Raw genomic sequence first — 23,610 nt, forward strand, 5'->3', positions numbered from 1 at the left:
CATCATTCATCCAATTGCGCCGTAAGATTTGTCCCGCCCACGATTTTGGGTCTCAGAGGGGATAAATCGGCGTTCCCCAATTATTGCTGCTGCAAGATAATTGGCGGCACATACATCGGCGTTATGAGGCCGTCGCTTTGGATTCGCTTCTGAACATTGGACGGCCGCGAGGCAGACGACGTCGGTTTCGTGCCGGCATTCTTTTTTCCGGATGGAGATGACGCGGATACCGATTGTGATTCCGTAAGTGTCATTGCCTGCAGCACGGCAAGCGCGAAATCGCTGTATGCCTTTCCTCCTTGGGAAAATAGCCAATATTTCCCGTATTGACCTAACGTTACACACTGCAGTCCACCTGCCGAACACGCGGCTGGTGGGGTCGAACTGCGGCTGTGATATAACCAGCCATGATGAGGCGGCTTTGTCGTCAACGCCGCTAAATCTTCAAGCCGAATTGGATCGCCATTTACGGCGTTAGCATAGAGATCACGCATGACCTGAACGGCTTTAGCACTATTGACTGGTGTGACCGTAAGAGTTGATGAACTGGAAAAAGCCCCGACACTCAGTGCAACCTCGCTGGTGACCCCGGCAGGCGCAAACGTCCGTTTTGGAGAGGCGCTTAAAGAGCTGTCATATTTGAGGCTGGCACCTGAGATATTCGCGAAAGCTGGAACCGTGTAGGGGTCGTCAATCGCTTTCGAAAGCTGCATCTTTATTTGATCATACGACGCTGATTCGACGCTACTCTGATATCTTTTTGCCCCCTGCAAGCTAGCAACATCAGCACAACCGGAAACAAGTATTGGAAATAAAATTACACAAAGTCTCGTTTTCATAGCTGCCCCACTCGCCCATTAAACGATAGTAATATTTGCAATCACACGCTGCTCGATCGCTCGGCAGCCACCACCCTACCGCCCCAGCCACGCCCTCAATCCACTCCCCCTATGCGGATCCGCATAGTGAAACAGCGCCGTCGCCCTGATCTTCTCGGGGTCGCAGGGTGCGTTTGTGTGGATCGAGCGATAGCCCCAGAAGAAGTAGAGATTTCCCGGGACCATGGAGATGCGAAGGAATCGATCCGGGATCGATTTTGCCATGCTTCGGAGGGCCCATTGGGTGAGCGGGTTGTCGAGCAGGATCTTGTCGATCAGATTGCTGGCATACCAGCGCCTGACGCGCCGGAAATTCGGCAGGACGATGAGTTCACCATTGTCCTTTCCGGTGGGCACCTCGATGGGCAGCAGCACGGTCAGAACATAGGAATCGAAGTGAAACACCATCGAATGCTTGCGGCCCGTGCTGCCGGTCAGGCATCGCAGGATTTGATAATAGGGCTGGTCGGGCGCGGGTCTCGACGTCGCGATCTCATAGGCGCGCATGCAAATGTGCCGGAGCGCCGGCGACGACGCCAGCTTCCCGAGCGCTGTTTCAGCGACGGGGTCCGGACCGCGCAGCATGGTGTAGCGATTGCCCGCCGCCGCCACCGTATCCCGCACGAATTGGCGCAAGTCCACCAGCTCAGCGGGCGAGATATATCGGGGAAGAACAGCATATCCATCCCGATCGATCTCCTGAACCAGCGACGAAATCTCCGCCTCCGACAGTTCCCGGCAATCGTAAGGCTGGTGAGGGTCAATCGGCTCACAGGAATCAGGTGGCTCAAGAGCGCCCGCTGAAGCGACGATTTCGGAAGTCATAATATCCCCTCCCATCATCCGTAATAAATTCAATTAAAAGTTAAGTTCAAATCATCGTCAAGGACGTTTTTTTCTTTAATAACACGAACTTATTTGAAATATTTCGACTTATTAAGGAATTTCATAGCAGCAACAACGAGATATAATTTACAATTTTCACGCCACCAGCACATAATCTTCTATATCTCTGCCCGCATGAGGCGAATAACGACTATCGCCAGAAACATAGACAGAAATGCTCTCGGAGATAGCTCAGCGCGACATCGACCGTAGCCTCGTCACTTCAAAATCGAATTCGCCCGCCGGCCTGAAAACGAGCGGTGGCTCACAGGATAGACAAGGCGCTGAACCAGAAAGTTAGCCGGGCAAATTTCTCCAGCGATCACGACATTGTGCGCAACAGCTAAAAATCATGAAAAAACTGTAACTTGTCTCTCGGCTCATTGAGAGCGACATTTCCCTCGCGCCGGATAAACGAGGTGATAGACATGTCAGACTTGGAAATGTTGGTGAGACGCCGGATCGAGGAAGAACGTGCCAAGGGCACATCCCCGGAGCGTATAACCCAGCTCATTCAAGAGCTCTTCAACAGCGTGGACGCCGCCCAGGCGAACGCGCCCGTAGCGGCTTCTCGCAGACGATAGCAAAACTCCCGTAGACTGACAGCGGCCGGCTCGCGACATCTCTCGCTGAGCCGGCTCGCTTTTGCCCGGCCGAGCATGGAACCTGGCCGGGCGAAACACAGATGACATTACCAGCCGAGAGTGGTCTCAGCGCATGCCCGACTCCTTGTCCAGCGCCGTCAAGATCCGGTATGCCGCCTTGATGCGTGCGGGGATCGGATAGTTCCTATTTGCCAGCATCACGATGCCGATCCCCTTGGCGGGAGCGAAGGCGACATAGGCGCCGAAACCGTTGGTGGAGCCGGTCTTGTTGATCAGCACGTCCCTGCGCGGCGGCTGAGGAGGCACGAGCTTATTCGCCTTGTTGGGGTTGCGGGACATCTCGTTGGAATTTCCCGCCTGCAACCGCTCAAGGCTAGTGGGATAGGCATACATTTCCCAACCCAGCCCCTGCGTCATGTCGCCGATCCTGTAATATCCGGTATGCGTCGTGGCGATCGCGCTTTGCAGCGTTTCATCCAGCTTCGAACTGTCCATGTTCGCTTCAAGGAAGTGGATCATGTCGGCCGCGGTCGTCTTCACACCGTAGGCTTCCGAGTCCAAGGCGCCCGGCCCCACGCGGATGGGTTTGTTACTCTTCGAATAGCCATAGGCGTAGTTGCCCATCTGATCCTGGGGCACGCGGATATAGGTATGGGTCAGGCCAAGCCCCGGGAAAATCTTCTGTTCCATCAGAGCGTCGAAAGGCTCGCCCATGCTTGCGGCGGCGAGATAGCCGAACAGGCCGATGCTCGGGTTGGAATAGAGCCGACGGGTGCCGGGGGCATGGTCCGGACGCCAGTTCTTGTAATAGGCGATCATCTTGTCCTGACCGGTCACATCATCAGGAAACTGCAACGGCAGGCCGCCCGCCGTATAGGTGCCGAGATCGAGAAGGTTGATAGTGTCGAAGCTGCTGCCGGCCAGAGCCGGCAAATACTTGCTCGCCTTGTCGGAGAAGGACAGCGTGCCGCGCAACTGTGCATAAGATGCAAGCGTCGCGGTGAAGGTCTTGCTGATCGAGCCGAGCTCGAAGATCGTATCCTCGGTGACCTTCTGCCCGTTTTCCCTGGAGGCGACGCCATAGTTGAAGACATAGCGCTTGCCGTTGACAGTGACCGCAACAGCCATGCCCGGAATGTCGTTTTCCTTCATGACGGGCCGGATGGCCTCGTTGACGGCCCGCTCAAGTCGGGCTTGCTCGCCGCCATCAGCAGCGCAGGCACTGCTCCCATGGAAAAGAGAGGCGACGGCGATCATTCCAAATGTTGGAAGAAAGAGATTTCTCATAACGAAAACAATGTCCTCATGTGAATGGTCAACCGCATCCGCATTGAATGACGGCGAGCGGTTGTCAAAGGGGGGAAGCAGACGGTGATTGATCCCGTTGATGTCTTAAGGGCCGCCTGCACTTCTCGAAGCGGACTATGCAGCCGCGCCATGCCCTCGACAAACGATCAATTCTGGGCTTAGACATGAGAAAAACTTGGGCATTGAGGAACCATGGATATCTCGCAGCTACCACTGAACGCCCTGCGCGTCTTCGAAGCCTCGGCGCGGCATGGCAGCTTCACGCGGGCCGGCATGGAACTTCGGGTCACGCAAACGGCCATCAGCCATCAGGTCAAGGCGCTTGAAGAGGTCCTGGGCATCACCCTGTTCAAGCGCCTCCCGCGCGGGGCCTGGCGCTGACCGATGAAGGACATGCGCTGCTGCCGGTGCTGACTGATGCGTTTCGGCGCATGAGTGCGACGCTCAGCCAGCTCGAGGAAGGCAATTTCGACGAGATACTGACCGTCGGCGTGGTTGGCACCTTCGCGATCGGCTGGCTCCTGCCGCGCCTCACCTCCTTCAAGACACAGCATCCCCATGTCGACCTGCGTCTCAAGACCAACAACAACCGCGCCGACATGGTATTGGACGGCCTCGATTTCTTCCTCCGGTTCGGCGATGGCGCCTGGCATGGCACGGAAGCGATCCATCTGATGGATGCACCCCTTTCTCCGGTGTGCACGCCGGCATTAAGCGAAGGGCTTCACACACCGGCAGACCTGGCTAATCTTGACCTGCTGCGGTCATACCGGATCGATGAATGGCCGCTCTGGTTCAGGGCGGCGGGGGCAGCGCCACCCAATCTCCGCGGCTGGATGTTCGATTCGTCGCTGACGCTGGTGGAGGCTGCGGCGCGCGGCGTGGGCGCGGCACTCGTCCCTGTCGCCATGTTCTCGGAGGAGATCGAAGCCGGCCGGATCATTCAGCCGTTTCCAATCACCGTGCTGACCGGCAGCTATTGGCTGACCCGGCTGAAATCCCGCGCGGAAACCGCTTCGATGAAGACATTCCGGCAATGGTTGATGGCGGAAATGGAAGATCAGCCATAGCAGGCTGAAGACCCTCGCTCAGCTTATCCTTGGCGCGGCGAGCGCAAAGAGATTGGTCGGCGCACCATGCAGCATGACCTCGCGCTCCAGGGTGAAACCGCATTTCTCCAGCACATTGCGCGAGGCGACATTGATCGGACGGACGAGGCCGATGACCCGCGCGGCATGCAAGTCATTGAACGCAAAGTCCAAGACCTGCCGCACCAGCTCGGTCGCATAGCCCTTACCCCAGTTATCCGGATGCAGATGATAGGACAGGTTCAGCCCCTCGAACTCCTTCGATGTGGTCACGCCCCCGAACCCGATCAGCCCGCTATCCGCTTCGACGGCCCAGCGGCCAAATCCGTGGCTGCGCCAATGATCCATATCGCGCGCAAGGCGCCGGGCACTCTCCTCTCGCGTATCCGGCGTCGGGTCAGGCCGATGCGCGACGAGCTCCTGCCGTGAAAAAAGCGCGGTGACGAAATCGACGTCCGCCTCCACCGGCACCCGTAGAAGCAGCCGCTTTGTATGCCAAACCCGCTCAGTCATCGATCATCCTAACAACCCTCTCCCGGAACGAGCACAGTTGCCGCAATCAGAGGCAAAGAAAAACGCCCACGATCCATTGTGATCGCCATGGGCACTTTGCGGTCTTCCATGGATTATGTAAATCGAACGGAAACAAGGATTGGGAGATGGTTATGAACGACGACTTGCTGGGCACTGATATCAATGCGATTGCGCGGATCCATGGGACTTTCACGCTGCGATCCGGTCAGGTCTCAAACGAATATTTCGACAAGTATCGATTCGAATCCGACCCAGCTCTTCTGCGCCGCATAGCGCGACGCATGTTGCAGCTTCTGCCGAGCGACACGCAGGTTCTGGCCGGACTGGAACTCGGCGGCGTCCCGATTGCCACAGCAATGTCGCTGGAAAGCGGCCTGCCAGCCGCATTCATTCGCAAGGAAGCAAAGAGCTACGGCACATGCAAGGCGGTCGAGGGCCTGGATATCAAGGGCAAGAAGGTCACGTTCATAGAAGACGTGATCACCACGGGCGGCGCTGTCGTCGACGCGGCTAAGCTGGTCAATGCCGAAGGTGCCGATATCCTCGCAGTCGTCTGTGCCATCTGGCGGGGGAAAGGTGAACCCTCTCTCCCCGGACTGCCCGACCTCTCGGTCTTTCCGGCGCTGCTGGCATCGGAATTGCGGTAGGACCGCACTCGAGCTTTATACGGCTACGGCCAAGGGCGCCTGTTCGTAGCAGCAGGCGGCGTTGGAAACACCCACGCGGCATCCGGATGCCTGAAGCGCATCCGCCACCACCTCCACGAAGAGCCGGCGGAACCATACGGCCCTGCTATCGGCCTGGTCGACCCGACGATAGAGCATCGTCACCGGATCGGCCGGCAGGTCGAGAGGCGGCTGCGAAACCGTCAGATTATGCAATTGCGCCATGCAGCGGGCGATCGATTCCGGGATTGTCGCAATAGCCGGCATGGCCCGGAGCGCCATCGGCAAGGCGGAATAACGCGGCACGGTCGCGACGACCTGACGATGGTATCCGACACGGGCAAGAGCGAGATCGACATTGGTCAGCGTGTTGCCTTCCAGGGAGACGGTAATGTGGTCCGCCTTGGCAAAATCCTCAAGCCCAAGCGGCGCGTCCAACCGGATGTGCCGCGGATCGTAGATACAAGCCGACGCCTGATTGAACAGTGGCGCGCGAATGTGCCAGGATGCCGGTTCGTCATGCACCGAGATGCTGAAGTCATAGGCCCCTTCATCGAGCAGGCGCCCAGCTTCGCGTTTGTCGAAAGCCACACCGGTCAGTCGGGCGTTCGGCGCAAGGCCACGCAACCGCGCCGCCAACGGGCCGAAAAAATCCGATTCGAGATTGTCGCACATGCCGACGCGAAACTCGCCTTGCCAGCTTGAAGGGTCGAAAGCCGCCGGCGGCCGGATGGCACGCTCGATGCCCGAAAGCGCGTCCTCGATGGCAGGCGCAATGGACAGCGCCCGCGCCGTCGGCTGCAAACCGCGCCCGACCCGCACGAACAATTCGTCGTCGAGCGTCTCGCGCAACCGCCGTAGCGCGGCCGACAGGCCCGGCTGGCCAAGCAACAGGCGTTCGGCGGCACGGCTGACATTCCGTTCCTGCATCAGCACGGAAAAGGCGAGCAGCAGATTAAGATCGATTTTTCGAAGTGCAGCATCATTCATCATCGCCAGTAATACCTGACATGGTTACTATCAATTTGCAATAGGGTTTGAACGTGTACATTTTCTCGTTCCCTGCCGTTTGCAACCTCCCAAGAGGCGGCAGCATAGAAAGGAACGATCCCGATGACTTCTTCCCAAACCCGAAGCGGGGCCGGATTTGCGCTGCTGCTGCTATGCGCCGCCAACTTCCTGGACGCCATGGACGTCTCCACCATTGGGGTGGCCCTACCCGCAATCCAGAAAGAGCTCGGCATGCAGGCGACATCGCTGCAATGGGCCGTCAGTGCCTATGTGCTCGGCTATGGCGGCTTCCTGCTGCTCGGCGGCCGTGTCGCCGATCTCTTCGGCCACCGCCGCGTCTTCCTCTGGTCGCTTGCCGTCTTTGCCGCCGCCAGCATTGCCGGCGGCTTCGTCGACAGCGCACCGACCCTGATCGCCGCGCGACTGATCAAGGGCATCGCCGCCGCCTTCACCGCGCCGGCGGCCCTCGCACTACTGCTCTCCGTCTTTGGAGAGGGCAACGCCCGCGCCAAGGCGCTCGGCGTATTCTCGTCAACCGGCGCCGCCGGCTTCGTACTCGGCATGGTGCTGGGTGGGGCTGCGACCATCATCAGCTGGCGGGCAACCATCGTCATGGGTGCACCCGTCGCCATCCTCGCCCTGATCGTCGCACCCTTCGTCCTGCCCGCCGATCACATGCGAAGCGGCCCACGCGCCCGCTTCGACTGGGCAGGCGCAATCACCATCACCCCCGGACTACTGCTCTTCGTTTTCGGCGTCACCAACGCCGCGGCCGATGGCTGGCAGGCATTTGCCACATGGGGATCCCTGGTTGCGGCTCTGGTGCTGATCCTGCTCTTCCTGCTGGTCGAAGCACGGCATAGCGATCCTATGGTGCCGCTTGCCATGTTCCGGCGAGCCAAGCTCAGCCATGCCAATGCCATCGCCGCGCTGTTCCAGGGAGCCTATGTCGGCTTCCAGTTCATCGCGACGCTCTACTATCAGACAGTCGTCGGCTGGTCGGCCTTCGCCACTGGATTCGCTTTCGCCATTGGCGGCGTCTGCGTCATGTTCCTCGCACCGCGCTTCGCCACTATCGGGCAGGCTCGCGGCACGACCCTGCTCATGACGTTGGGCGTCGGACTGCAGGCCATCAGCTATCTCTTCTGGGCGCTGTCGGCCGGCCATATCGATACGATCCTGCTGGTCGCCATCTCGCAGCTGCTGCTTGGTATCGGCTATGCCATGACCTATCCGTCCATTCAGGTCGCAGCCCTGTCCGATATCGAAGAGGATAAGGCCGGCCTGGCTTCGGGCATGCTCTTTGCCTCCTTCCAGATTGGCGGCGGCATCATCCTGGCGGCAGCCTCGGCCGTCTTCAGCGCAGCACCCAGTTACGGCTGGAACCCCTATATCGCCGGCATCGGTTTCGTGACGATCCTGGCCGCCGCCATAACGTTGCTGGCCGCTGTCGGGCCAAAAACGGCAACATCGCGTCCGGATGCCTACCAGGCAGCCGAATAGCCAACGACTTTCATACCCGCGCCAATCCGGCGCGGGTACTCCGCATCATTGTGTCAGCGCTCTTCCCCGCGCACTTCATTGACTCCGAACGGTCGTTGCAAGATGGTGTGCCAACGCTGGAGCCCCTGGTTTTAGAAGGGATGGCAGGCCCTTCGCCTTGGGACGCACGAAGCCGCTACAGTGGGCAAGAGGAGTCTGCATCCATGTTCGATCATGTCTCGATTGGCGTCAAAAGCCTGGAAAGATCCCGGCAATTCTACGATGCAGCGCTAGAACCCCTCGGCTACGAGCGGCTGACGAATTTCGACGGCACTGTCGGCTATGGCGCAGAGCGGGCGCAATTCTGGGTCAGCCAGGTGGAACGTCCCGTTCCGGCAGATCGCGGCTCCGGCCTGCATTTCTGCTTCGTGGCACCGAGCCGGGAAGCAGTCGATGCCTTCTACGCCGCCGGCATCGCCCAAGGCGGCGAGGACAATGGCAAGCCGGGTATCCGGCCGGACTACAGCCAGTTCTACTATGCCGCCTTCGTCATCGACCCCGACGGCTACCGTCTCGAAGCCTATTTTCAGACGGGCTTGTGACGATGATCGCCTGATCGGCAACATCTCATCGTGTAACCTGCCTCCACGGAACGCTGCTCATGGCGGCATCTCCGCACACCATTTTTGCTAACCATTTGATGTTTCAGGCTACTGTCAGGCTTCTGCCGTAAATGCACGGTCGATGGGGATTATCAGTGCCGTTGCGCAAGACGCCAGTGAAATTCCGTCTCACTTTTGCATTCGATGACGGAGGCGGCGTTTCCTGATGTATGATGACTATGTTGCGTACCCGAAACGCGCGACGTCACTCAGCAGACCCCTTGCATCGTTTCTGACGTTGTTTGCCTTCTGGTGGCTGCTGCTGCTTGTTTTCAATAGATTTCCTGAGATCGATCTTTCTGTTGCCCGCAGCGTCTTTACCAATGCGCCCTGCCCTTCGAGTGATCCGATCGGCAAGGTTTGTGGCATATTCGCTTACGACAGGAGCTCGCTCTTCGCCTTCCTGCGCGCCATCACGCTCGTCCTGCCCTATATCGCAATCATCATATTGCTCGCGCTTCCGATTCTGTCCTGGAGGCGGCTCGGGCCGCTTTGGCGCACGCCGAAAATCGACCGGTACATAGCCGCGCTGCTGTCGCTGGCCCTTGGCTGCGGCCTCCTCGTCAACCTTATCCTGAAAGGCTTCTCCGGCCGGCCGCGCCCTCGTGGCACCGATCTCTTCGGCGGGGCGCTGGATTTCGTCCAGGCGGGCTCGTTCGCCGGTAAATGCCTCAGGAACTGTTCCTTCATCTCCGGAGAGGCATCATCGGCCGGCTGGCTTCTCTGTCTTATCTTGCTGCTGCCGCCGCGCTGGCGCATTCCGCTCGGCGTGCCGCTGGCAGCTATATCGATCCTGATGCCGACCATGCGCGTCCTTACCGGCGCCCATTACCTGTCCGACGTGGTCCTCGGCTGGCTTTCGTCGCTGGTGATCTTCGCCGGCATGCTGGCGATTCTCGAGCTCCTCGGCACCTCTTCAGCCCACCCTGGGCAGAAGGCGTGACCGGTCGTTCCTCGATCTCCCAGCAGCCGCAGGCATGACCGCCTTGCGGATTCGAGCCGTCAGTTCGGCAAGCCCGAACGGCTTTATGAGATAATCGACCGCACCGATGCTCAATCCGGTCATCTGATCGGAAATCTGGTCATAGGCGGAAAGGATGATGACCGGCGTCGTCCCCACCTGCGCCTCCATGGATTTCAGCAGGTCCAGACCACTTCCGTCCGGCAGACGCAAATCAAGAAGAACCAGGTCATAATGGCCTCCGGCAACCGCCATCTTCGCCGCTCCAAGGTCCATCGACCAGTCGACCGCAAACCCCTCCGCCAGCAGATGATCCTGCACGGCGTTACCGATGATGGCATTGTCCTCGACCAGTAAAACCCGCACGGCTGCTTCCTTGATTCAAGAAAGGAAGCTATGATCGGGATTGCTGACGGCGACCTGAACTCCACTTAACCGTGCGACAAAAAGCGCGGATAAGCGCAATCGACCAAGGCACAGGTGGACGCTATTCAGGTAAATGTCAGGAACGGCGGGCATGGTCTCGCGCTCAAACAGTCTGAGCCGCGTCCCGCGCGTTAAGTTGTACGGCATTCCCGCTCTGTTCAGGGGAATGCCCTGGAGAAAACCGTTGAACAATAAAAACACTCAGTCTGGCGGACGCAGCGTCCGACCAGCCATCGGCAGCGTCACTCTTTGTCTTATAGCCACCCTTTATATCCTTCTTGTGACGAACCGGATGTTCTGGACCAAGGCTTATGGCTATTTCATTGAAGAGCCCGCCGCCTTCGCCGGCTTCGTCGTCGGCATCTCGGCCGTCATCATGGCGCTCTTCACGTTTTTCTCCGCCAAATACATCACCAAGCCGATCCTGATTTTCTTCGTTCTCGTGGCTTCGGTGTCCTCGTGGTTCAACGACCAGTTCGGCGTGATCATCGACAAGGAAATGATCCGCAACGCGGCGGTATCGACGGGCGCCGAGGCGGGCCACCTGATCACCACGCGTTTTGTGACGCATGTGCTGCTGACCGGTGTTCTTCCGTCGCTGGTGATCGCGTCCGTACGCATCGTCCATCGCCCCATTCTCAAGAAGCTTGCCTACAACACCGCAGTCATTCTCTCCTGCGTCGCGATCTTCATGGTCGCCGGCATCAGCTTCTACAAAACCTATGCCGGCGTCGGCCGGGCGCATCGCGACATGATGGATACGCTCAATCCGGTGGTGCCGATTACCAGTGTCGTACGCTACATCGTCGATTCCACCAGGAATGCAAACGTCGTTGCACAGCCCCTGGGCACAGATGCCCGCAGGGTTGGAGCCGTCGACAACGGCAAGCCGCGCGTGACGATCATCGTCGCCGGCGAAACGGCGCGCGCCCAGAATTTCTCGCTCGGCGGCTATGGCAAGATGACCAATCCTGAGCTCGCGAAGCAGAATATCGTCTATTTCCCCAACACCACGAGCTGCGGAACGGCAACGGCGACATCGATCCCCTGCCTGTTTTCCGTCTACCCGCGGGCGCAATATAGCCATCGCAAGGGTCTGGAAACGGAGAACCTGCTCGACGTGCTGACGCATGCCAAGGTCGACGTGACCTGGCTGGACAACGACACCGGCAGCTACAATGTGACAGATCGCGTTCCCTATACCTATCTGCCGCCCTCAGCCGATCCCCGCTTCTGCAAGGACGGCGAATGTCATGATGCGATCCTGGTCGACAAGATCGACAACTGGCTGGACCACATCAAGGGAGATAGCGTCCTCGTGCTGCACCAGCTCGGCAGCCACGGTCCGGCCTACTACCAGCGCTACCCCGAAGAGTTTCGCCGCTTCACGCCGGACTGCCGGGCCAATGACTTCGGCAAGTGCTCGCAGGAACAGATCAACAATGCGTACGACAATACGATCCTCTACACCGATCACATCGTCTCGGCGGTCATCGACAAGCTGAAGCAGCGCTCGGCCACGGTATCCGGCGCGGTGATGTATTTCTCGGATCACGGCGAGTCGCTTGGCGAGAACGGCATCTATCTGCATGGCACGCCGTATATTATCGCGCCGCCGGAGCAGATCCATGTGCCCTTCCTGGTCTGGATGGCCGACGATCTGGCAAAGATCGGCGGCTATGACATGAGTTGCGTTGCCAAGCAGGCGACCGAAGGCACCCACTCGCACGACAACATCTTCCATAGCGTTCTTGGCATGATGGACATAGCAACGAAGGTCTACGATCCCAGCCTCGACGTCTTCGCCGCCTGCCGCCATCCGGCAAACAAGCTGGCTCAATTGAATTAATGCCTGTGGGCTTGTGACTTCAATCGCGGTATCGCCAATCCGATATCGCGATTCCCTCCGTCACCCCCGCAGGACACGTCTGCGACGTTTCTTGTCCTCACTACTGCTGTCGTCATATCGAATTCCTCGAACGGAACCCTCGAAACTTTGCGGGTGTTTCGCAATTGGGAACGCGAGTAAATGCCTCCCGAACATCATGGCGATAGGCAATGGACACAATCATGACGGCAAACACGGTCGAATTCGGGCTCGATACATTCGGCGACGTAACCCATGACGAGAGCGGGAAGCCGGACTCTCATGCGCAGGTCATCCGCAACGTCATCGAGGAAGGCGTGCTCGCGGACCAGCTCGGGATCGATTTCTTCGGTATCGGCGAGCATCACCGCGAGGATTTCGCGGTCTCCTCGCCCGAGACTGTTCTCGCCGCCATCGCCGGGCGCACGTCGCATATCCACCTCGGATCGGCGGTCACGGTTCTGAGCTCCGACGATCCTATTCGTGTCTTTCAGCGCTTTTCGAGCCTGGACGCGGCATCCAACGGACGCGCCGAGGTGATCCTCGGCCGTGGGTCCTTCACCGAATCCTTCCCACTGTTCGGCTTCGAGCTGTCGCAATATGAAAAGCTGTTCGAAGAAAAACTCGATCTTTTCGCCGCATTGCTCACCAACGAACCGGTGACCTGGAAAGGCAGCATCCGCCCACCGCTCGACAAGCAAAAGGTCTTCCCGACGATCGAGAAGGGTCACCTGAAGACCTGGATCGGCGTCGGCGGCAGCCCAGCTTCGGTCGTGCGCGCCGCACAATATAATCTGCCGCTGATGCTGGCGATCATTGGCGGCAGCCCCTACCGTTTCCAGCCTTATATCGATCTCTATCACAAGGCATTCGCGCAACTGGGCGGCACGGCCCAGCCGATCGGCATCCATTCTCCCGGTTACATTGCCGATACCGACGACCAGGCCCGCGAAGAACTCTGGCCCTGCTACAAGGTGATGCGCGACCGCATCGGCCGCGAGCGCGGCTGGCCGCCGGTGACGCGCAACGAATTCGAGAACGAGATCGAACACGGCTCACTCTATGTCGGCTCGCCCGAAACGGTCGCCGCCAAGCTGACGCCGGTGATCAAGACGCTCGGCATCAACCGCTTCCAGTTGAAATACAGCACCGGCACACTCAGCCACCAGAAGCTGATGCACTGCATCGCGCTTTACGGCCGGGAAGTCATCCCTGCCGTGCGAGCGGGATTGGCGTAACACTCTCCAACCTCAACTGCCGTGCCTGATCGGCCGAAGGGGATGATTGCGGCCGCGACAGCTCGACGCGGCCGCTGGAATCCTGTTGCCATACTTGGTAACGAATACTACATTCATCTCTATCGGTAGCATTTACTACACGACGATAGATGGAAGCATCAGCATGACAACGGATGCACGATCGCAACCGCAGCCTAATTTCGACGCCCGGATTTTCGCCGCGATCGAGGGCCTGGCGCCTGCCGAACAGCGCATGGCCCGCTTCTTCATCGATCAGAAGCAGGCTGTGCTGCTGAACTCCGCCGCCCAGATTGCCGAGCTTGCCGGCGCCAGCGATGCGACGGTGGTGCGAACCGCCCGCGCGCTCGGCTTCGAGAGCCTCTCGGCGCTTCGCGCGGCGCTGCTTTCGGAACTGACAGGAACCTCGACGCCCGGCAATCGGCTGGAGCGGACACTTGCCGAAACCGACGGCGACGCTGCCGGCATCCTGCACCATGTCATCGGCATTCACGAAACCGCGCTGGACGTTCTGAAGCGGCCAGAGACTGCCGCAAGCTTTACGCGCGCCATCGATATTCTGGCGGCGGCAAACCGGCGCCATGTCTTCGGCATCGGCCCCTCCGGCGCAATGGCGGACTATGCCAGCCTGCAATTCAACCGCATCGGCCTGCCCACCTACCCGCTCTCCGCATCAGGCATCGCTCTCGCCGACCGCCTTCTCTGGCTCGGCAGGGGCGACGCCGTTTTGATGATGGCCTACGGCCCGCTCTATCGCGAAGTCGAGGTCGTGCTCGAACAGGCCAGTCGGCATGGCGTGCCGGTGATCCTCATCAGCGACAATCTCGGCCCACTGGTCGCCGACAAGGTGGCGGAAATCCTTCCCGTCCCACGCGGCAAGGCCGATCATCTCGCCATGCATGCCGGCACCATGGTGCTGATCGAAGCGACGATCGTCGGGCTCGCCGCGCATCGCCGACAAGCCGCCTTCGACAGCCTTGATCATCTGAGCACCCTGCGCGGCTCCATCGACAAGGCCTGGAGCAAACGCGGCACGAAGAGAAAGAAATAGCATGCGGAATCAGACCCCTATCCGCCACTCAGGATTCATTGCATGAATAGTCTCACCCCCATCCTCTCCACCCTGACGGCTTCCTTCCTCGGCTCGTTCGTCGAAGTCGTGGAAGCCTTCACCATCGTCCTCGCGGTCGGTGTCACGCGCAGTTGGCGCCCGGCGCTAATCGGTGCGGCGCTCGCGCTCGCCCTGCTGGCCGCCCTCGTCCTCGTCTTCGGGCCGCTGCTGGCGCTGATTCCGATCCATACGATGCAATTCGTCATCGGCGTTCTCCTGATCCTGTTCGGCATGCGCTGGCTGCGCAAGGCCATCCTTCGCTCGCTCGGCGTCATCGCCCTGCATGACGAGGCCGCCGCCTTCACCAAGGAAGCAGCAGCCCTGCGGCAGCAATCCGACGACCGGCGCGCCGATTATCTCGCTGGGCTTGCATCCTTCAAAGCGGTGTTGCTGGAAGGTGTCGAGGTGGTCTTCATCGTCATCGCCGTCGGCGGTGCCCACGGCATGACGCTCTATGCCGGTCTTGGCGCACTGGCCGCCTTCGTCCTGGTCATGCTGATCGGCCTGCTGGTGCATCGCCCGCTCGCCACCGTGCCGGAAAACACGCTCAAATTCGTCGTCGGGCTGATGCTGACCAGCTTCGGCATCTTCTGGACCGGCGAAGGCATCGGCGCGGACTGGCCGGGCGCAGATCTGGCGCTGATCGCCATCTTCGCGATCGTTTCGCTGGTATCCTTCATCATCGTTCGCAGCCTGCGCGGCTCGACCGGCAAACCCACCGCAAAGGCAGCCCAATGAGCGTCGTCCGCACCGCCCTGTCCGAGCTGATCGGCATGTTCATCGATGATGGCAGCCTGGCGACCCTCTGCCTGATCCTGGTCGCCGCCGTCGCCGGAGCCGTCGAGCTTCTGGCACTGCCGCCACTTATCGGCGGAGTCCTGCTTCTGGTGGGATGCCTCGCCATTCTGGTGCACAGCGTTCTGCGTGCGGTAAAACGATAGGATCATCATTCCCCTGCAAACCATTGGTATACAGGGGAAATCAAGGAACTCCCTGCGAACTGATCGCCATCCCTGAGCGAGGCGATGGCCGCCCTGTCCCTCGACAGATCGTCTGGCAGGTGCGAAGAAGCTGAAAGGTTCAGCGCGATTGAGAGGCGTTCAGATGAGCAGTGCATATCCGGAAATCTATCTGGTTCGGCATGGGCAGACGGAATGGAGCCTGTCGGGCCGGCATACCGGACGAACCGACATACCCTTGACCACCGCCGGAGAAGATGCCGCCCGCAAGGTTACCGGCCGCCTGCCTGCCATCGACTTCGCCGCCGTCTGGTCGAGCCCGTCGCAGCGCGCCAGGAACACCTGCGCACTGGCCGGCTTCGGTGACGTCGTTGTCATCAAGGACGATCTGGCAGAGTGGGATTACGGCGCCTATGAAGGCATCACCACCAAGGACATTCAAGCTCAACGCCCCGGCTGGGAGATTTTCCGCGACGGATGCCCAAATGGAGAGACGGCAGCCGATGTCGGTGCACGGGCCGACCGGATCATCGGCCAGCTCCGAGAGATCAACGGCAACGTCCTGATCTTCTCCAGCGCCCATTTCCTGAGGGTCTTTGCCCCGCGCTGGATTGGCCTGCCGCCGGAAAACGGCGCACGTCTCGTGCTCGACACCACCAGCATCAGCATTCTCGGCTACGACCACGACTTAACCGAACCCGTTATCCGCCGCTGGAATCAGATCTAACGGATCGCATCGCCAACAGATAATGATCGAGCGGCAACAAGGCCGCTCGATCAAAGCTTAGCGTCGAACAGTACCCGCCTTACCAGGCCGTCAGCCCCAGCAGCTTTTCACCCAAAGGTGTCAGAACCGCTGTCTCGGCATTATGCTTTTCCCATTCGCGCGGGTCGCCCGGAAACGAGTCGCGCTTCGGATGATCGCGCTCGCGCCATAGGCGGATGCGCTCTTCCCTCTCGACGACATCGTCGAACTCGGCCGGGTGCATCGACACATACTGCGCCATACGCACGCGGTTTTCCGCATGGTTTGGGCGAACACCGTGAGCCAGCAGCGAATTGAAGATCATCAGGTCACCCGGCTCCATCTCGATATTGACGACGGAAAGCCCCGTCATGTCGGGATGCATCGGGTCTCGATCCGCAGGCTGCGTCTTCTCCCATTCTTCGAAACGCTCGAATAGTTCCGGCACGCACTGAAACCCGCCGACATCGCCGTCCTGCTTCTTCAGGCTGAGGACGCCCTGCACGCCGATCGGCAGCGGACGGCGCGATGTGTCCACATCCCAGTGAATGAAGCCGTTCGGATTGCCCCTGACCTTCTTCGGCGCATTGAGATTGGCGCGGTCGATCGTCACCCATAGATCTTCGCGGTCCCAGATATCGACAAAAACGTCATAGATGCGCCGTTCCATGCGGTTGTCCCAGAGCGCCTGGTGATTATAGATCTCCAGCATGCCGGTGTTGTTGAGCTCCTTCATCTTGTGCTCGCGGCGTTGCGGCGCATACCAGGTCGAGGGATCGTTCGGATCCTTCTCGTCAAATGCCCAGAGCACCTCCACAAGCCGCTCGACATTGGCGGCGGGGACCGCCTGCCGCACGATCACATAGCCCTTGGTGATCCAGTGCTGCCAGTCCTGCTGCGAAAGAACCCGCAATGGCAGCGTCTTCTTGATGTCCTTCAGTTGCGTCGTGACCGAAGAAGCGGTCGGATGAGCGTCTCGTTTCAAGGCCTGTTGCATATGGTCCTCCCATCGGATTGATGCCTGTCGTTTCAGACGACGACCGATTTGTAATGGGACGTAAGCTGCTCGTGTTGCCCTGCTCCGGCAATTTCTGATACTATTCTGGCTTTCCTATTCCTATAGGCGCCCGATGAGACCCTATCTTGAAGTGTTGCAGCGCTCGCCCGAGACCTCGTGGAGCATGCTCAACCGACGGCTCGACGACGCCATTCCCTTCCAGTGGCACCATCATCCCGAATTCGAGCTCACCCTCACGCTGAACTCGATCGGCCAGCGTTTCATCGGCGATCACAGCAGCGATTACGACGACGGTGATCTCGTGCTGGTCGGGCCGAACCTGCCGCACACATGGGCCTCACGCGCCAAGATCAATGAGCATCAGCCGCATGTCGCACTTGTCCTCTGGTTCCATCGTGATTGGCTGTTGCGCATGACCGGCGGCGCCGTCGAGTTTCGGCAGATCGAGGCGATGCTCGAGCGAGCCGATGGCGGCCTGCATTACTCGAAGGAGACCGCACAAGCAGTGCGGCTTGAATACGAAGCCGTCTTCGACAAGCCGCCGGTGGAGCGCCTGTTGTCCCTCTTGAACATCCTTGCCAGAGTTGCCGAGGATCGACAGGCAACACCGCTTGCGAGCGCGCCGGGTCGATCACCAGACATCAAGGAAAGCCGCGAACGCATCGACCGCGTACTGACGCATATGCATCTCCACTATGCGCGCGCCATCAGCCTGGAGGAGTTGGCCGATATCGCCGCACTCAGCGTTTCTGGCCTGCACCGCATGTTCCGTCGCCACACCGGCACCGCCATTTCTGACTACCTGACGCGCATGCGGATCGGCGACGCCTGCGCCCGCCTCTCCTCCACCAATCAGGCTATCCACCACATCAGCGATGCGGTCGGCTATCACTCCATCGCCAACTTCAACCGGCAGTTCAAGACCCTCAAGAGCATGACGCCGCGGCAATACAGGGCATTGTTCGTCAGGCGATGACCGACGAACGGCGAAACAGCCTGGCGATCCTTGCCGCCGCCGCATCCGCCGCTTCTGGCGGCATGCGTGCAATGCCGAACAACAGGCCCGGCCGTGGCGGACCGAGGTGCAGGGATGACATGGCGCGGAGCGCGAATCCCTCCGCGTTGATCCTTCGCGTCGCCGCCAGATCGTCGATACCCGCATCCTTGAACCAGGTGGCCAGCTGCAGCCCGCCGGCGCCCTCGCCCAGCTCGAGCCAATCGCCGCAATGGCGGCGTAGCGCTGAAACACTCGCTGCCATGCGCGCGGCATAGATCGCGTTCATCTGTCTCAGATGCGCGCGAAAACGGCCGTCACGGATAAAATCGGCAAGTGCTGCCTGAATATGAATGGGGACGACGGCTCCTCTCAACAGCTGTGCGGCTGTCACCTCCGGCACGAGCCAGGACGGCACGACCGCGTAGGCAACGCGCAGACCGGGAGCAAGCGTCTTCGAGAAGGTGCCGAGATAGGCAACGACTTCGCCACGGTCGATGCCCTGCAGGGCGGCAATCGGACGCGAGGCATACTGGAATTCGCTGTCGTAATCATCTTCCAGCACGACCGAACCGTTGGCGCGGGCAAATTCGAGCAGGGCCAGACGACGCGAAAGGCTCATCGTCGCGCCGGTCGGATATTGATGCGAGGGTGTAACATAGATCAGCCGCGGCGGCGGACCGGCGGCTTTGGTGACATCGATGCCCTCGATATCGCAGGGCACAGGCACGAGGCTCGCGCCCGCCATCCGCAGCAGCGCCTGTGCGGTCGCATATCCCGGCTCTTCTATCCAGGCGACAGCACCATCCGGGCGATCGGATCTCAACAGGACGCGCGCCAGGAGATCGATGGCCGCTCCGGTCGAGGGAACGATAATAAGCTGCTCCGCGCGCGCGATTACGCCGCGCGTGACGGAGATGTGCTCGAGGACCGCTTCGCGCAACTCGCGAATGCCGCTATGGGCGCCGTAGCCGAGGTCATGCACCCGGAGCGAACGGCCGCGAGCGCCGAGATACCGCGCCCACGCGGCATGCGGAAAGGCGGCAGTATCCGGCACGCCGGACTTGAACAAGCCGTCGGTGGCAACCTCGAGCGTTGGCGGCGGGCTGAGCGGAGATGGCTCCGCCTGCCCTTGCAGAGGCGGTGTTGCGAATGCGGCAACGCGGGTCGCCGCCCCCGTCGTCGACTGCAGATAGCCCTCGGCCTTCAGCCGCTCGTAGGCATTGACCGCAGTGGAACGCGCCACACCGAGCGAGATCGCCAGCGTCCTTGTCGACGGCAGCTTTTGTCCCGGCAACATCTGCCCCTGAAGGATGCGGTCACGCATCAGGCGATAGACCTGCCCTTCCAGATCGCCCGAGGTTCGAGCGAGCGCCGGCCATTGCGCAACTGATGTCATACGTCCCCAACTGGTCTGCTTTGAATATAAAAACTGGCTGTTTATAACATACCTCTTTGGCGGCAAGGATCAAAGCGATACCAACGAGGAAAACCATGGCCGATCTCTCCCCGCTATCCACCGACGACTATCCGACCACAGAACGCACGCGCGTGCGGCGCGAACATCATCGCGGCAGCCATGCGCAGGCGGACGTCCATGCTATCCTAGACGCCGCCCCGCTCTGTCACGTCGGCTATGTCATCAATAGTGCGCCCTATGTGACGCCGACGCTGCATTGGCGCGAAGGCAATCATGTCTACTGGCACGGCTCCGCCGCCAGCCGCTTTCTGCGCGCAGCGGAGGATATGCCCGTCTGCCTCACCTGCAGCATCATGGATGGCTATGTGCTCGCCCGCTCCGCCTTCTACCATTCGGTCAACTACCGTTCCGCCATGGTCTTCGGCAAGGCATGCCTGCTGGAGGACACCGAGGAGAAGGCCGATGCGCTCCGCCGTTTCGTCGAGAACCTGTTTCCCGGCCGCTGGGACAGCCTGCGACCGATGACCAGCCAGGAGGTGAAAGCGACCTCCGTGCTGCGGATGGAAATCGAGGAGGCGACCGCCAAGGTGCGCAACGGCCCGCCGGGCGATGCCGACGAGGCGGATGTTCCGGTCTGGGCGGGCGTCTTGCCGGTGCGCAGCCACCTCGCCCCGGCGCAAGCCGCACCCGGATTGCTCGACGGAATAGAGCTACCCGAACCGCTGGCGGCGCTGATACAATCAGGCCGGCTTCGATAGATTGCCCTCGCATTTGATACCGAAGGACTTCGACATGGACCTTACGAATTGGAACGGCGTGCCGCGCCCGCAACGGATCACTCTGGAAGGCCGCTATGTCCGGCTGGAACCGCTCGACGCCACGCACCATAGCACCGACCTCTTCGCTTCGGCGCAGGCGCCCGGCGCCGATGATCGTTTCCGCTACCTGTTCGAGAACGTCCCCGCCGATCTCGCCACCTTCACGCCCTGGCTCGAGAAAGCCGCAGCCAGCACCGACCCGCTGTTCTTCGCCACGATCGACAAGCGGACCGGCCGGGCCGAGGGCCGGCAGGCATTGATGCGTATCGACCCCGCGCATGGCGTCATCGAGATCGGCAGCATTCTCTGGGGTCCGGCAATCGCCCGCAGTCGCGTCACCACCGAGACGCTCTATCTCTTCGCCTCCTATGTCTTCGACACGCTCGGCTATCGTCGTTTCGAATGGAAATGCAACAATCTCAACGAGCCCTCCAAACGCGCCGCCGAGCGCTTCGGCTTTTCCTTCGAAGGCATTTTCCGCCAGCATATGGTCGCCAAGGGCCAAAACCGCGACACCGCCTGGTTCGCGATGATCGATGCCGACTGGCCGCGCCTGAAGGCCGGCTATGAGCGGTGGCTGAGCCCGGAGAATTTCGACGAGGCCGGACAGCAGAAGAGCAAGCTGACGTTCGGCTAGAGCAGCTTTCGAAAGTACACGACGCGTTGGGTTTCCTCGAAACCCAACGCGTCGTGAAAGGCATGGCTTTCGACATTGTCGAGCAGCGCATCCGAAGCAAATTCCTGGCACCCGGAGGCTCGTCCCCAATCGGCGACGGCGCGGCAAAGCAATTGCGCGGCGCCCTGCCGCCTGTACTCCCGGCGCACATAAATGCCCTCAAGGAAAAGCACCGGAGAGGTCTTGCAGCCATTGACATAATCATGCCGGAGCGTCGCCTCGGCAAACCCCACTGCGTGACCCGTCTGATTGCAAGCAATGAAGGCGATGGCATTTTCTTTCGTGAGAATTTGTGTCAGCTCGGCGCGATGATGCTCCATCGAGCTACTCGGCCAGAGCTCGGCGCGCAGACGCAACCATGCATCCAGATGTTCGAAACTGGCTTCCTTTATTTGCATCGTCCCTCCCCATCCTTTGATAGATTTAGCCGCAATGACACTCCCCCAGCTAAGCCGTCAAAAACGTGCTCCGCATCATCGCGACGACGTCCGAAACAGTCGGCCCCGTGACTGGCGGCGGATTTGGCGCCTCACAAAACTCCCGCCAGATAAAGAATGTCAGCTCGGCACCATCCGTCCCCGGCTCCCCCGCAGGCTGACCGAAGGAGCCAAGAGCCCGATAACGCTCATCCTTCCAGAACAGGGCTTCAAGCCAATCATAGACCGGCATGATATGGAAATGTAACGGATGTCCCGGCGAATGACCGTAGCGGCCAATATAGACGCGCGCGGGATGAAGCAGGGTTTCGAGCTCCCGCTGCACCTTGGCAAGAAGAGGCCCAAGCGATGCGAGCGCTTCGGTTGGCAGATCGTACAACGCATTCGTCCCGCGCTTGGAGCCGACCATCAGATAACCCGGCAGGACCGTGTCCATGCGATGGTTCACGAGCCAATGCTCCGTCTCGTGAATTCTGAATTTGGAAGGAATATCCAACGACGTCACCTTTTCATTGCCGTCAGGGCAGCCCCACCCAAGACTTACGCCCGCAAAGACCGATGTCTTAAGGCGGAGCAACTTGAGACGACGAGGTTGATCAGCGTCTGCAATATAGTGAAATGCACGCTTCTATCTCGACTCAAGTTTTCCCTTTCGCGACCACAATCATCGCGTTACATATCGCGCATATTCACGCGCCAACCACCAGATGACAATTCGAGGACAATGGCATGACGTCAAAAAACAGTTCGCGCCTTTACGCTGCTGTTTCATCCCTGTTGTGGCCAGCCATCTTTTGCGCCGGCCTGACAGGCTCCTATTTCGCCTTCCAGTCCGATATGCATCTGCTGTGGTTCAACGTCACTTATTTCTCGATCGTGGCGATCATCGCGCTCTTCGAGCGGCTGATGCCCTATGAAGAGACCTGGCTGGAGAGCGATGGCGAGACGTTCAACAACATCGCTCATACGCTCCTGAGCAAGGGCGGCGTGCAGATCGCCGCGGCCATTGGCACCTCATTCCCGATGGCGGTGGCGACCGTGGCGCAGCCTTTCCTGAGCCACAAGGCGAATATCTGGCCGGAGCAATGGCCGATGGCCCTGCAGGTCGTGCTCGGGCTCGTCATCGCTGAATTCGGCCTCTATCTCGCCCATCGCCTTGCACATGAATATCTGTCGCTATGGCGCTTCCATGCCCTGCACCACAGCGTCGAACGCCTATGGGTCATCAATACCGGACGTTTCCATATCATCGACTCGCTGTTCAAGATCGCGCTCGGCCAGATCCCGCTCTATCTGCTCGGCGCGCCGCTGCCGGTCTTCCTGTGGATAGGCGCGGTCACGGCCTTCATCGGCCTTCTGACCCATTGCAACATCGATGTCCGTACCGGCCCGCTCGACTGGATCCTCTCCACTCCGCGCCTGCACCGCTGGCATCATTCCAAGCTGCTGGCCGAGGGCAATACCAATTATGGGGAAAACCTTGTGATCTGGGACCAGATCCTCGGCACCTACTATAACCCACCTCGCCCCTCCTCCACCGACATCGGCATTACCGGCAAGGTCGCCGACAGTTTCGTTGCCCAACTCGTGCAGCCCTTTTCCAAGAAAGGCGCCAAGCAGATCATCGGCAAGAAGCCGAAGGAAGTCCGGGACAAGGAAGAACTGGCCGCCGCCAAGGCCGCCTCCCGGCGCAAGCAGGCCGAGGAGCCGATCCGCAAGTCAGGCTGAAAGACACGCGACACCGGTCAAATTTTCGAATGGATATGCGGCGCAGGGACAGGCAAGGATGAAATGGCCTCGCCCC

At 60.0% G+C, this 23,610-nt stretch carries 24 protein-coding genes and 1 pseudogene; 15 read left to right on the forward strand and 10 right to left on the reverse strand.

Translation table 11 applies throughout. The features are described from left to right. Positions 1–80: 80 nt before the first annotated feature. The 3 genes from RRH01S_RS34180 to ampC form a co-directional block, all read right to left on the reverse strand. Complete coding sequence (locus RRH01S_RS34180) at positions 81–839, reverse strand: hypothetical protein (RefSeq protein WP_007689770.1); 759 nt, start codon at positions 837–839, stop codon at positions 81–83. A 75-nt stretch (positions 840–914) separates the two neighbouring features. Continuing rightward, positions 915–1,703 carry a phytanoyl-CoA dioxygenase family protein gene (locus tag RRH01S_RS16315; protein ID WP_012652051.1) on the reverse strand — a complete coding sequence of 263 codons (789 nt, stop codon included), beginning with the start codon at positions 1,701–1,703 and terminating at the stop codon, positions 915–917. Positions 1,704–2,473: 770 nt separating this feature from the next. After that, positions 2,474–3,655, reverse strand: a complete 1,182-nt coding sequence (gene ampC / locus RRH01S_RS16320; protein ID WP_042473139.1) for a class C beta-lactamase — start codon at positions 3,653–3,655, stop codon at positions 2,474–2,476. Positions 3,656–3,868: 213 nt separating this feature from the next. Between ampC and RRH01S_RS16325 the strand changes: the two are divergent. Continuing rightward, positions 3,869–4,746 (forward strand): annotated as a pseudogene (locus RRH01S_RS16325) (LysR family transcriptional regulator). Between the two features lie 18 nt (positions 4,747–4,764). Here RRH01S_RS16325 and RRH01S_RS16330 read toward each other — a convergent pair. Next, positions 4,765–5,277, reverse strand: coding sequence for a GNAT family N-acetyltransferase (locus tag RRH01S_RS16330; RefSeq protein WP_012652054.1), 513 nt, complete (start codon positions 5,275–5,277; stop codon positions 4,765–4,767). Positions 5,278–5,429: 152 nt separating this feature from the next. Between RRH01S_RS16330 and pyrE the strand changes: the two genes are divergently transcribed. Further along, complete coding sequence (gene pyrE / locus RRH01S_RS16335; protein ID WP_042473141.1) at positions 5,430–5,945, forward strand: orotate phosphoribosyltransferase; 516 nt, start codon at positions 5,430–5,432, stop codon at positions 5,943–5,945. A gap of 15 nt (positions 5,946–5,960) precedes the next feature. Here the strand turns inward: pyrE and RRH01S_RS16340 are convergent, their stop codons facing one another. Next, positions 5,961–6,956: a LysR family transcriptional regulator gene (locus RRH01S_RS16340; RefSeq protein WP_037221128.1), complete on the reverse strand. Its 996-nt coding sequence runs from the start codon at positions 6,954–6,956 to the stop codon at positions 5,961–5,963. Positions 6,957–7,076: 120 nt separating this feature from the next. Between RRH01S_RS16340 and RRH01S_RS16345 the strand changes: the two genes are divergently transcribed. The 3 genes from RRH01S_RS16345 to RRH01S_RS16355 all read left to right on the forward strand — a co-directional run bounded on the left by RRH01S_RS16345 (position 7,077) and on the right by RRH01S_RS16355 (position 10,061). Continuing rightward, complete coding sequence (locus RRH01S_RS16345; protein WP_012652056.1) at positions 7,077–8,477, forward strand: MFS transporter; 1,401 nt, start codon at positions 7,077–7,079, stop codon at positions 8,475–8,477. Between the two features lie 203 nt (positions 8,478–8,680). Next, on the forward strand, positions 8,681–9,058 hold the full coding sequence (locus RRH01S_RS16350) for a VOC family protein (protein WP_012652057.1): 378 nt from the start codon (positions 8,681–8,683) through the stop codon (positions 9,056–9,058). 226 nt (positions 9,059–9,284) lie between these two features. Further along, positions 9,285–10,061 (forward strand): phosphatase PAP2 family protein, encoded by a 777-nt coding sequence (locus tag RRH01S_RS16355; RefSeq protein WP_042473144.1) that lies wholly within the window; start codon positions 9,285–9,287, stop codon positions 10,059–10,061. On the opposite strand, the gene RRH01S_RS16360 is transcribed toward RRH01S_RS16355, so the two are convergent. Further along, entirely contained in the window at positions 10,035–10,445 is a 411-nt protein-coding gene (locus RRH01S_RS16360) for a response regulator (RefSeq protein ID WP_037221131.1), read from the reverse strand. The two genes, RRH01S_RS16355 and RRH01S_RS16360, sit on opposite strands and share 27 nt — an antisense overlap. Positions 10,446–10,689: 244 nt before the next feature. On the opposite strand from RRH01S_RS16360, the gene RRH01S_RS16365 reads away from it, so the two are divergent. The 6 genes from RRH01S_RS16365 to RRH01S_RS16390 all read left to right on the forward strand — a co-directional run bounded on the left by RRH01S_RS16365 (position 10,690) and on the right by RRH01S_RS16390 (position 16,425). Beyond that, positions 10,690–12,354, forward strand: coding sequence for a phosphoethanolamine transferase (locus RRH01S_RS16365; RefSeq protein WP_491185347.1), 1,665 nt, complete (start codon positions 10,690–10,692; stop codon positions 12,352–12,354). Between the two features lie 221 nt (positions 12,355–12,575). Then, positions 12,576–13,610 (forward strand): LLM class flavin-dependent oxidoreductase, encoded by a 1,035-nt coding sequence (locus RRH01S_RS16370; protein WP_034519275.1) that lies wholly within the window; start codon positions 12,576–12,578, stop codon positions 13,608–13,610. Between the two features lie 163 nt (positions 13,611–13,773). Beyond that, positions 13,774–14,679 carry a MurR/RpiR family transcriptional regulator gene (locus RRH01S_RS16375; RefSeq protein ID WP_042473149.1) on the forward strand — a complete coding sequence of 302 codons (906 nt, stop codon included), beginning with the start codon at positions 13,774–13,776 and terminating at the stop codon, positions 14,677–14,679. A gap of 42 nt (positions 14,680–14,721) precedes the next feature. Continuing rightward, positions 14,722–15,477: a COG4280 domain-containing protein gene (locus RRH01S_RS16380; RefSeq protein WP_042473152.1), complete on the forward strand. Its 756-nt coding sequence runs from the start codon at positions 14,722–14,724 to the stop codon at positions 15,475–15,477. After that, the gene (locus tag RRH01S_RS16385) at positions 15,474–15,680 is read left to right on the forward strand and encodes a hypothetical protein (RefSeq protein ID WP_034517791.1); all 207 of its coding nucleotides are present in this window, start codon (positions 15,474–15,476) and stop codon (positions 15,678–15,680) included. Before RRH01S_RS16380 ends, RRH01S_RS16385 begins: the two co-directional genes overlap by 4 nt. 163 nt (positions 15,681–15,843) lie before the next feature. Further along, positions 15,844–16,425 (forward strand): histidine phosphatase family protein, encoded by a 582-nt coding sequence (locus RRH01S_RS16390; protein WP_042473154.1) that lies wholly within the window; start codon positions 15,844–15,846, stop codon positions 16,423–16,425. Between the two features lie 79 nt (positions 16,426–16,504). On the opposite strand, the gene RRH01S_RS16395 is transcribed toward RRH01S_RS16390, so the two are convergent. Further along, positions 16,505–17,440, reverse strand: a complete 936-nt coding sequence (locus RRH01S_RS16395; RefSeq protein ID WP_012652065.1) for a phytanoyl-CoA dioxygenase family protein — start codon at positions 17,438–17,440, stop codon at positions 16,505–16,507. Positions 17,441–17,573: 133 nt separating this feature from the next. On the opposite strand from RRH01S_RS16395, the gene RRH01S_RS16400 reads away from it, so the two are divergent. Continuing rightward, on the forward strand, positions 17,574–18,437 hold the full coding sequence (locus tag RRH01S_RS16400) for a helix-turn-helix domain-containing protein (RefSeq protein ID WP_042473156.1): 864 nt from the start codon (positions 17,574–17,576) through the stop codon (positions 18,435–18,437). Here RRH01S_RS16400 and pdxR read toward each other — a convergent pair. Continuing rightward, positions 18,427–19,854, reverse strand: a complete 1,428-nt coding sequence (gene pdxR, locus RRH01S_RS16405; protein WP_037221139.1) for a MocR-like pyridoxine biosynthesis transcription factor PdxR — start codon at positions 19,852–19,854, stop codon at positions 18,427–18,429. The two genes, RRH01S_RS16400 and pdxR, sit on opposite strands and share 11 nt — an antisense overlap. A gap of 95 nt (positions 19,855–19,949) precedes the next feature. Between pdxR and RRH01S_RS16410 the strand changes: the two genes are divergently transcribed. Further along, positions 19,950–20,633 (forward strand): pyridoxamine 5'-phosphate oxidase family protein, encoded by a 684-nt coding sequence (locus RRH01S_RS16410; RefSeq protein ID WP_042473159.1) that lies wholly within the window; start codon positions 19,950–19,952, stop codon positions 20,631–20,633. A gap of 34 nt (positions 20,634–20,667) precedes the next feature. Continuing rightward, positions 20,668–21,330: a GNAT family N-acetyltransferase gene (locus tag RRH01S_RS16415; RefSeq protein WP_042473488.1), complete on the forward strand. Its 663-nt coding sequence runs from the start codon at positions 20,668–20,670 to the stop codon at positions 21,328–21,330. Here RRH01S_RS16415 and aac(6') read toward each other — a convergent pair. Beyond that, positions 21,327–21,767, reverse strand: a complete 441-nt coding sequence (gene aac(6') / locus RRH01S_RS16420) for an aminoglycoside 6'-N-acetyltransferase (RefSeq protein ID WP_037221141.1) — start codon at positions 21,765–21,767, stop codon at positions 21,327–21,329. The two genes, RRH01S_RS16415 and aac(6'), sit on opposite strands and share 4 nt — an antisense overlap. 49 nt (positions 21,768–21,816) lie before the next feature. Further along, on the reverse strand, positions 21,817–22,302 hold the full coding sequence (locus RRH01S_RS16425) for an HIT family protein (protein WP_037221143.1): 486 nt from the start codon (positions 22,300–22,302) through the stop codon (positions 21,817–21,819). Between the two features lie 233 nt (positions 22,303–22,535). Between RRH01S_RS16425 and olsE the strand changes: the two genes are divergently transcribed. Then, the gene (olsE, locus tag RRH01S_RS16430; protein ID WP_007689814.1) at positions 22,536–23,534 is read left to right on the forward strand and encodes an ornithine lipid hydroxylase OlsE; all 999 of its coding nucleotides are present in this window, start codon (positions 22,536–22,538) and stop codon (positions 23,532–23,534) included. The last annotated feature ends 76 nt before the right edge of the window (positions 23,535–23,610 follow it).

The sequence above is a fragment of the Rhizobium rhizogenes NBRC 13257 genome (genome assembly GCF_000696095.1).
GTDB lineage: Bacteria > Pseudomonadota > Alphaproteobacteria > Rhizobiales > Rhizobiaceae > Rhizobium > Rhizobium rhizogenes.

Bases quoted from the DNA above. Each gene is read 5' to 3' on its own strand.
- ampC (WP_042473139.1), bottom strand. From the start codon at position 3,655: ATGAGAAATCTCTTTCTTCCAACATTTGGAATGATCGCCGTCGCCTCT.
- RRH01S_RS16410 (WP_042473159.1), top strand. From the start codon at position 19,950: ATGGCCGATCTCTCCCCGCTATCCACCGACGACTATCCGACCACAGAA.
- RRH01S_RS16380 (WP_042473152.1), top strand. From the start codon at position 14,722: ATGAATAGTCTCACCCCCATCCTCTCCACCCTGACGGCTTCCTTCCTC.
- pyrE (WP_042473141.1), top strand. From the start codon at position 5,430: ATGAACGACGACTTGCTGGGCACTGATATCAATGCGATTGCGCGGATC.
- RRH01S_RS16355 (WP_042473144.1), top strand. From the start codon at position 9,285: ATGTATGATGACTATGTTGCGTACCCGAAACGCGCGACGTCACTCAGC.
- RRH01S_RS16400 (WP_042473156.1), top strand. From the start codon at position 17,574: ATGAGACCCTATCTTGAAGTGTTGCAGCGCTCGCCCGAGACCTCGTGG.
- RRH01S_RS16370 (WP_034519275.1), top strand. From the start codon at position 12,576: ATGACGGCAAACACGGTCGAATTCGGGCTCGATACATTCGGCGACGTA.
- RRH01S_RS16350 (WP_012652057.1), top strand. From the start codon at position 8,681: ATGTTCGATCATGTCTCGATTGGCGTCAAAAGCCTGGAAAGATCCCGG.
- RRH01S_RS16340 (WP_037221128.1), bottom strand. From the start codon at position 6,956: ATGATGAATGATGCTGCACTTCGAAAAATCGATCTTAATCTGCTGCTC.
- RRH01S_RS16375 (WP_042473149.1), top strand. From the start codon at position 13,774: ATGACAACGGATGCACGATCGCAACCGCAGCCTAATTTCGACGCCCGG.
- RRH01S_RS34180 (WP_007689770.1), bottom strand. From the start codon at position 839: ATGAAAACGAGACTTTGTGTAATTTTATTTCCAATACTTGTTTCCGGT.
- RRH01S_RS16315 (WP_012652051.1), bottom strand. From the start codon at position 1,703: ATGACTTCCGAAATCGTCGCTTCAGCGGGCGCTCTTGAGCCACCTGAT.
- RRH01S_RS16385 (WP_034517791.1), top strand. From the start codon at position 15,474: ATGAGCGTCGTCCGCACCGCCCTGTCCGAGCTGATCGGCATGTTCATC.
- pdxR (WP_037221139.1), bottom strand. From the start codon at position 19,854: ATGACATCAGTTGCGCAATGGCCGGCGCTCGCTCGAACCTCGGGCGAT.
- RRH01S_RS16345 (WP_012652056.1), top strand. From the start codon at position 7,077: ATGACTTCTTCCCAAACCCGAAGCGGGGCCGGATTTGCGCTGCTGCTG.
- RRH01S_RS16330 (WP_012652054.1), bottom strand. From the start codon at position 5,277: ATGACTGAGCGGGTTTGGCATACAAAGCGGCTGCTTCTACGGGTGCCG.
- RRH01S_RS16390 (WP_042473154.1), top strand. From the start codon at position 15,844: ATGAGCAGTGCATATCCGGAAATCTATCTGGTTCGGCATGGGCAGACG.
- olsE (WP_007689814.1), top strand. From the start codon at position 22,536: ATGACGTCAAAAAACAGTTCGCGCCTTTACGCTGCTGTTTCATCCCTG.
- RRH01S_RS16395 (WP_012652065.1), bottom strand. From the start codon at position 17,440: ATGCAACAGGCCTTGAAACGAGACGCTCATCCGACCGCTTCTTCGGTC.
- RRH01S_RS16415 (WP_042473488.1), top strand. From the start codon at position 20,668: ATGGACCTTACGAATTGGAACGGCGTGCCGCGCCCGCAACGGATCACT.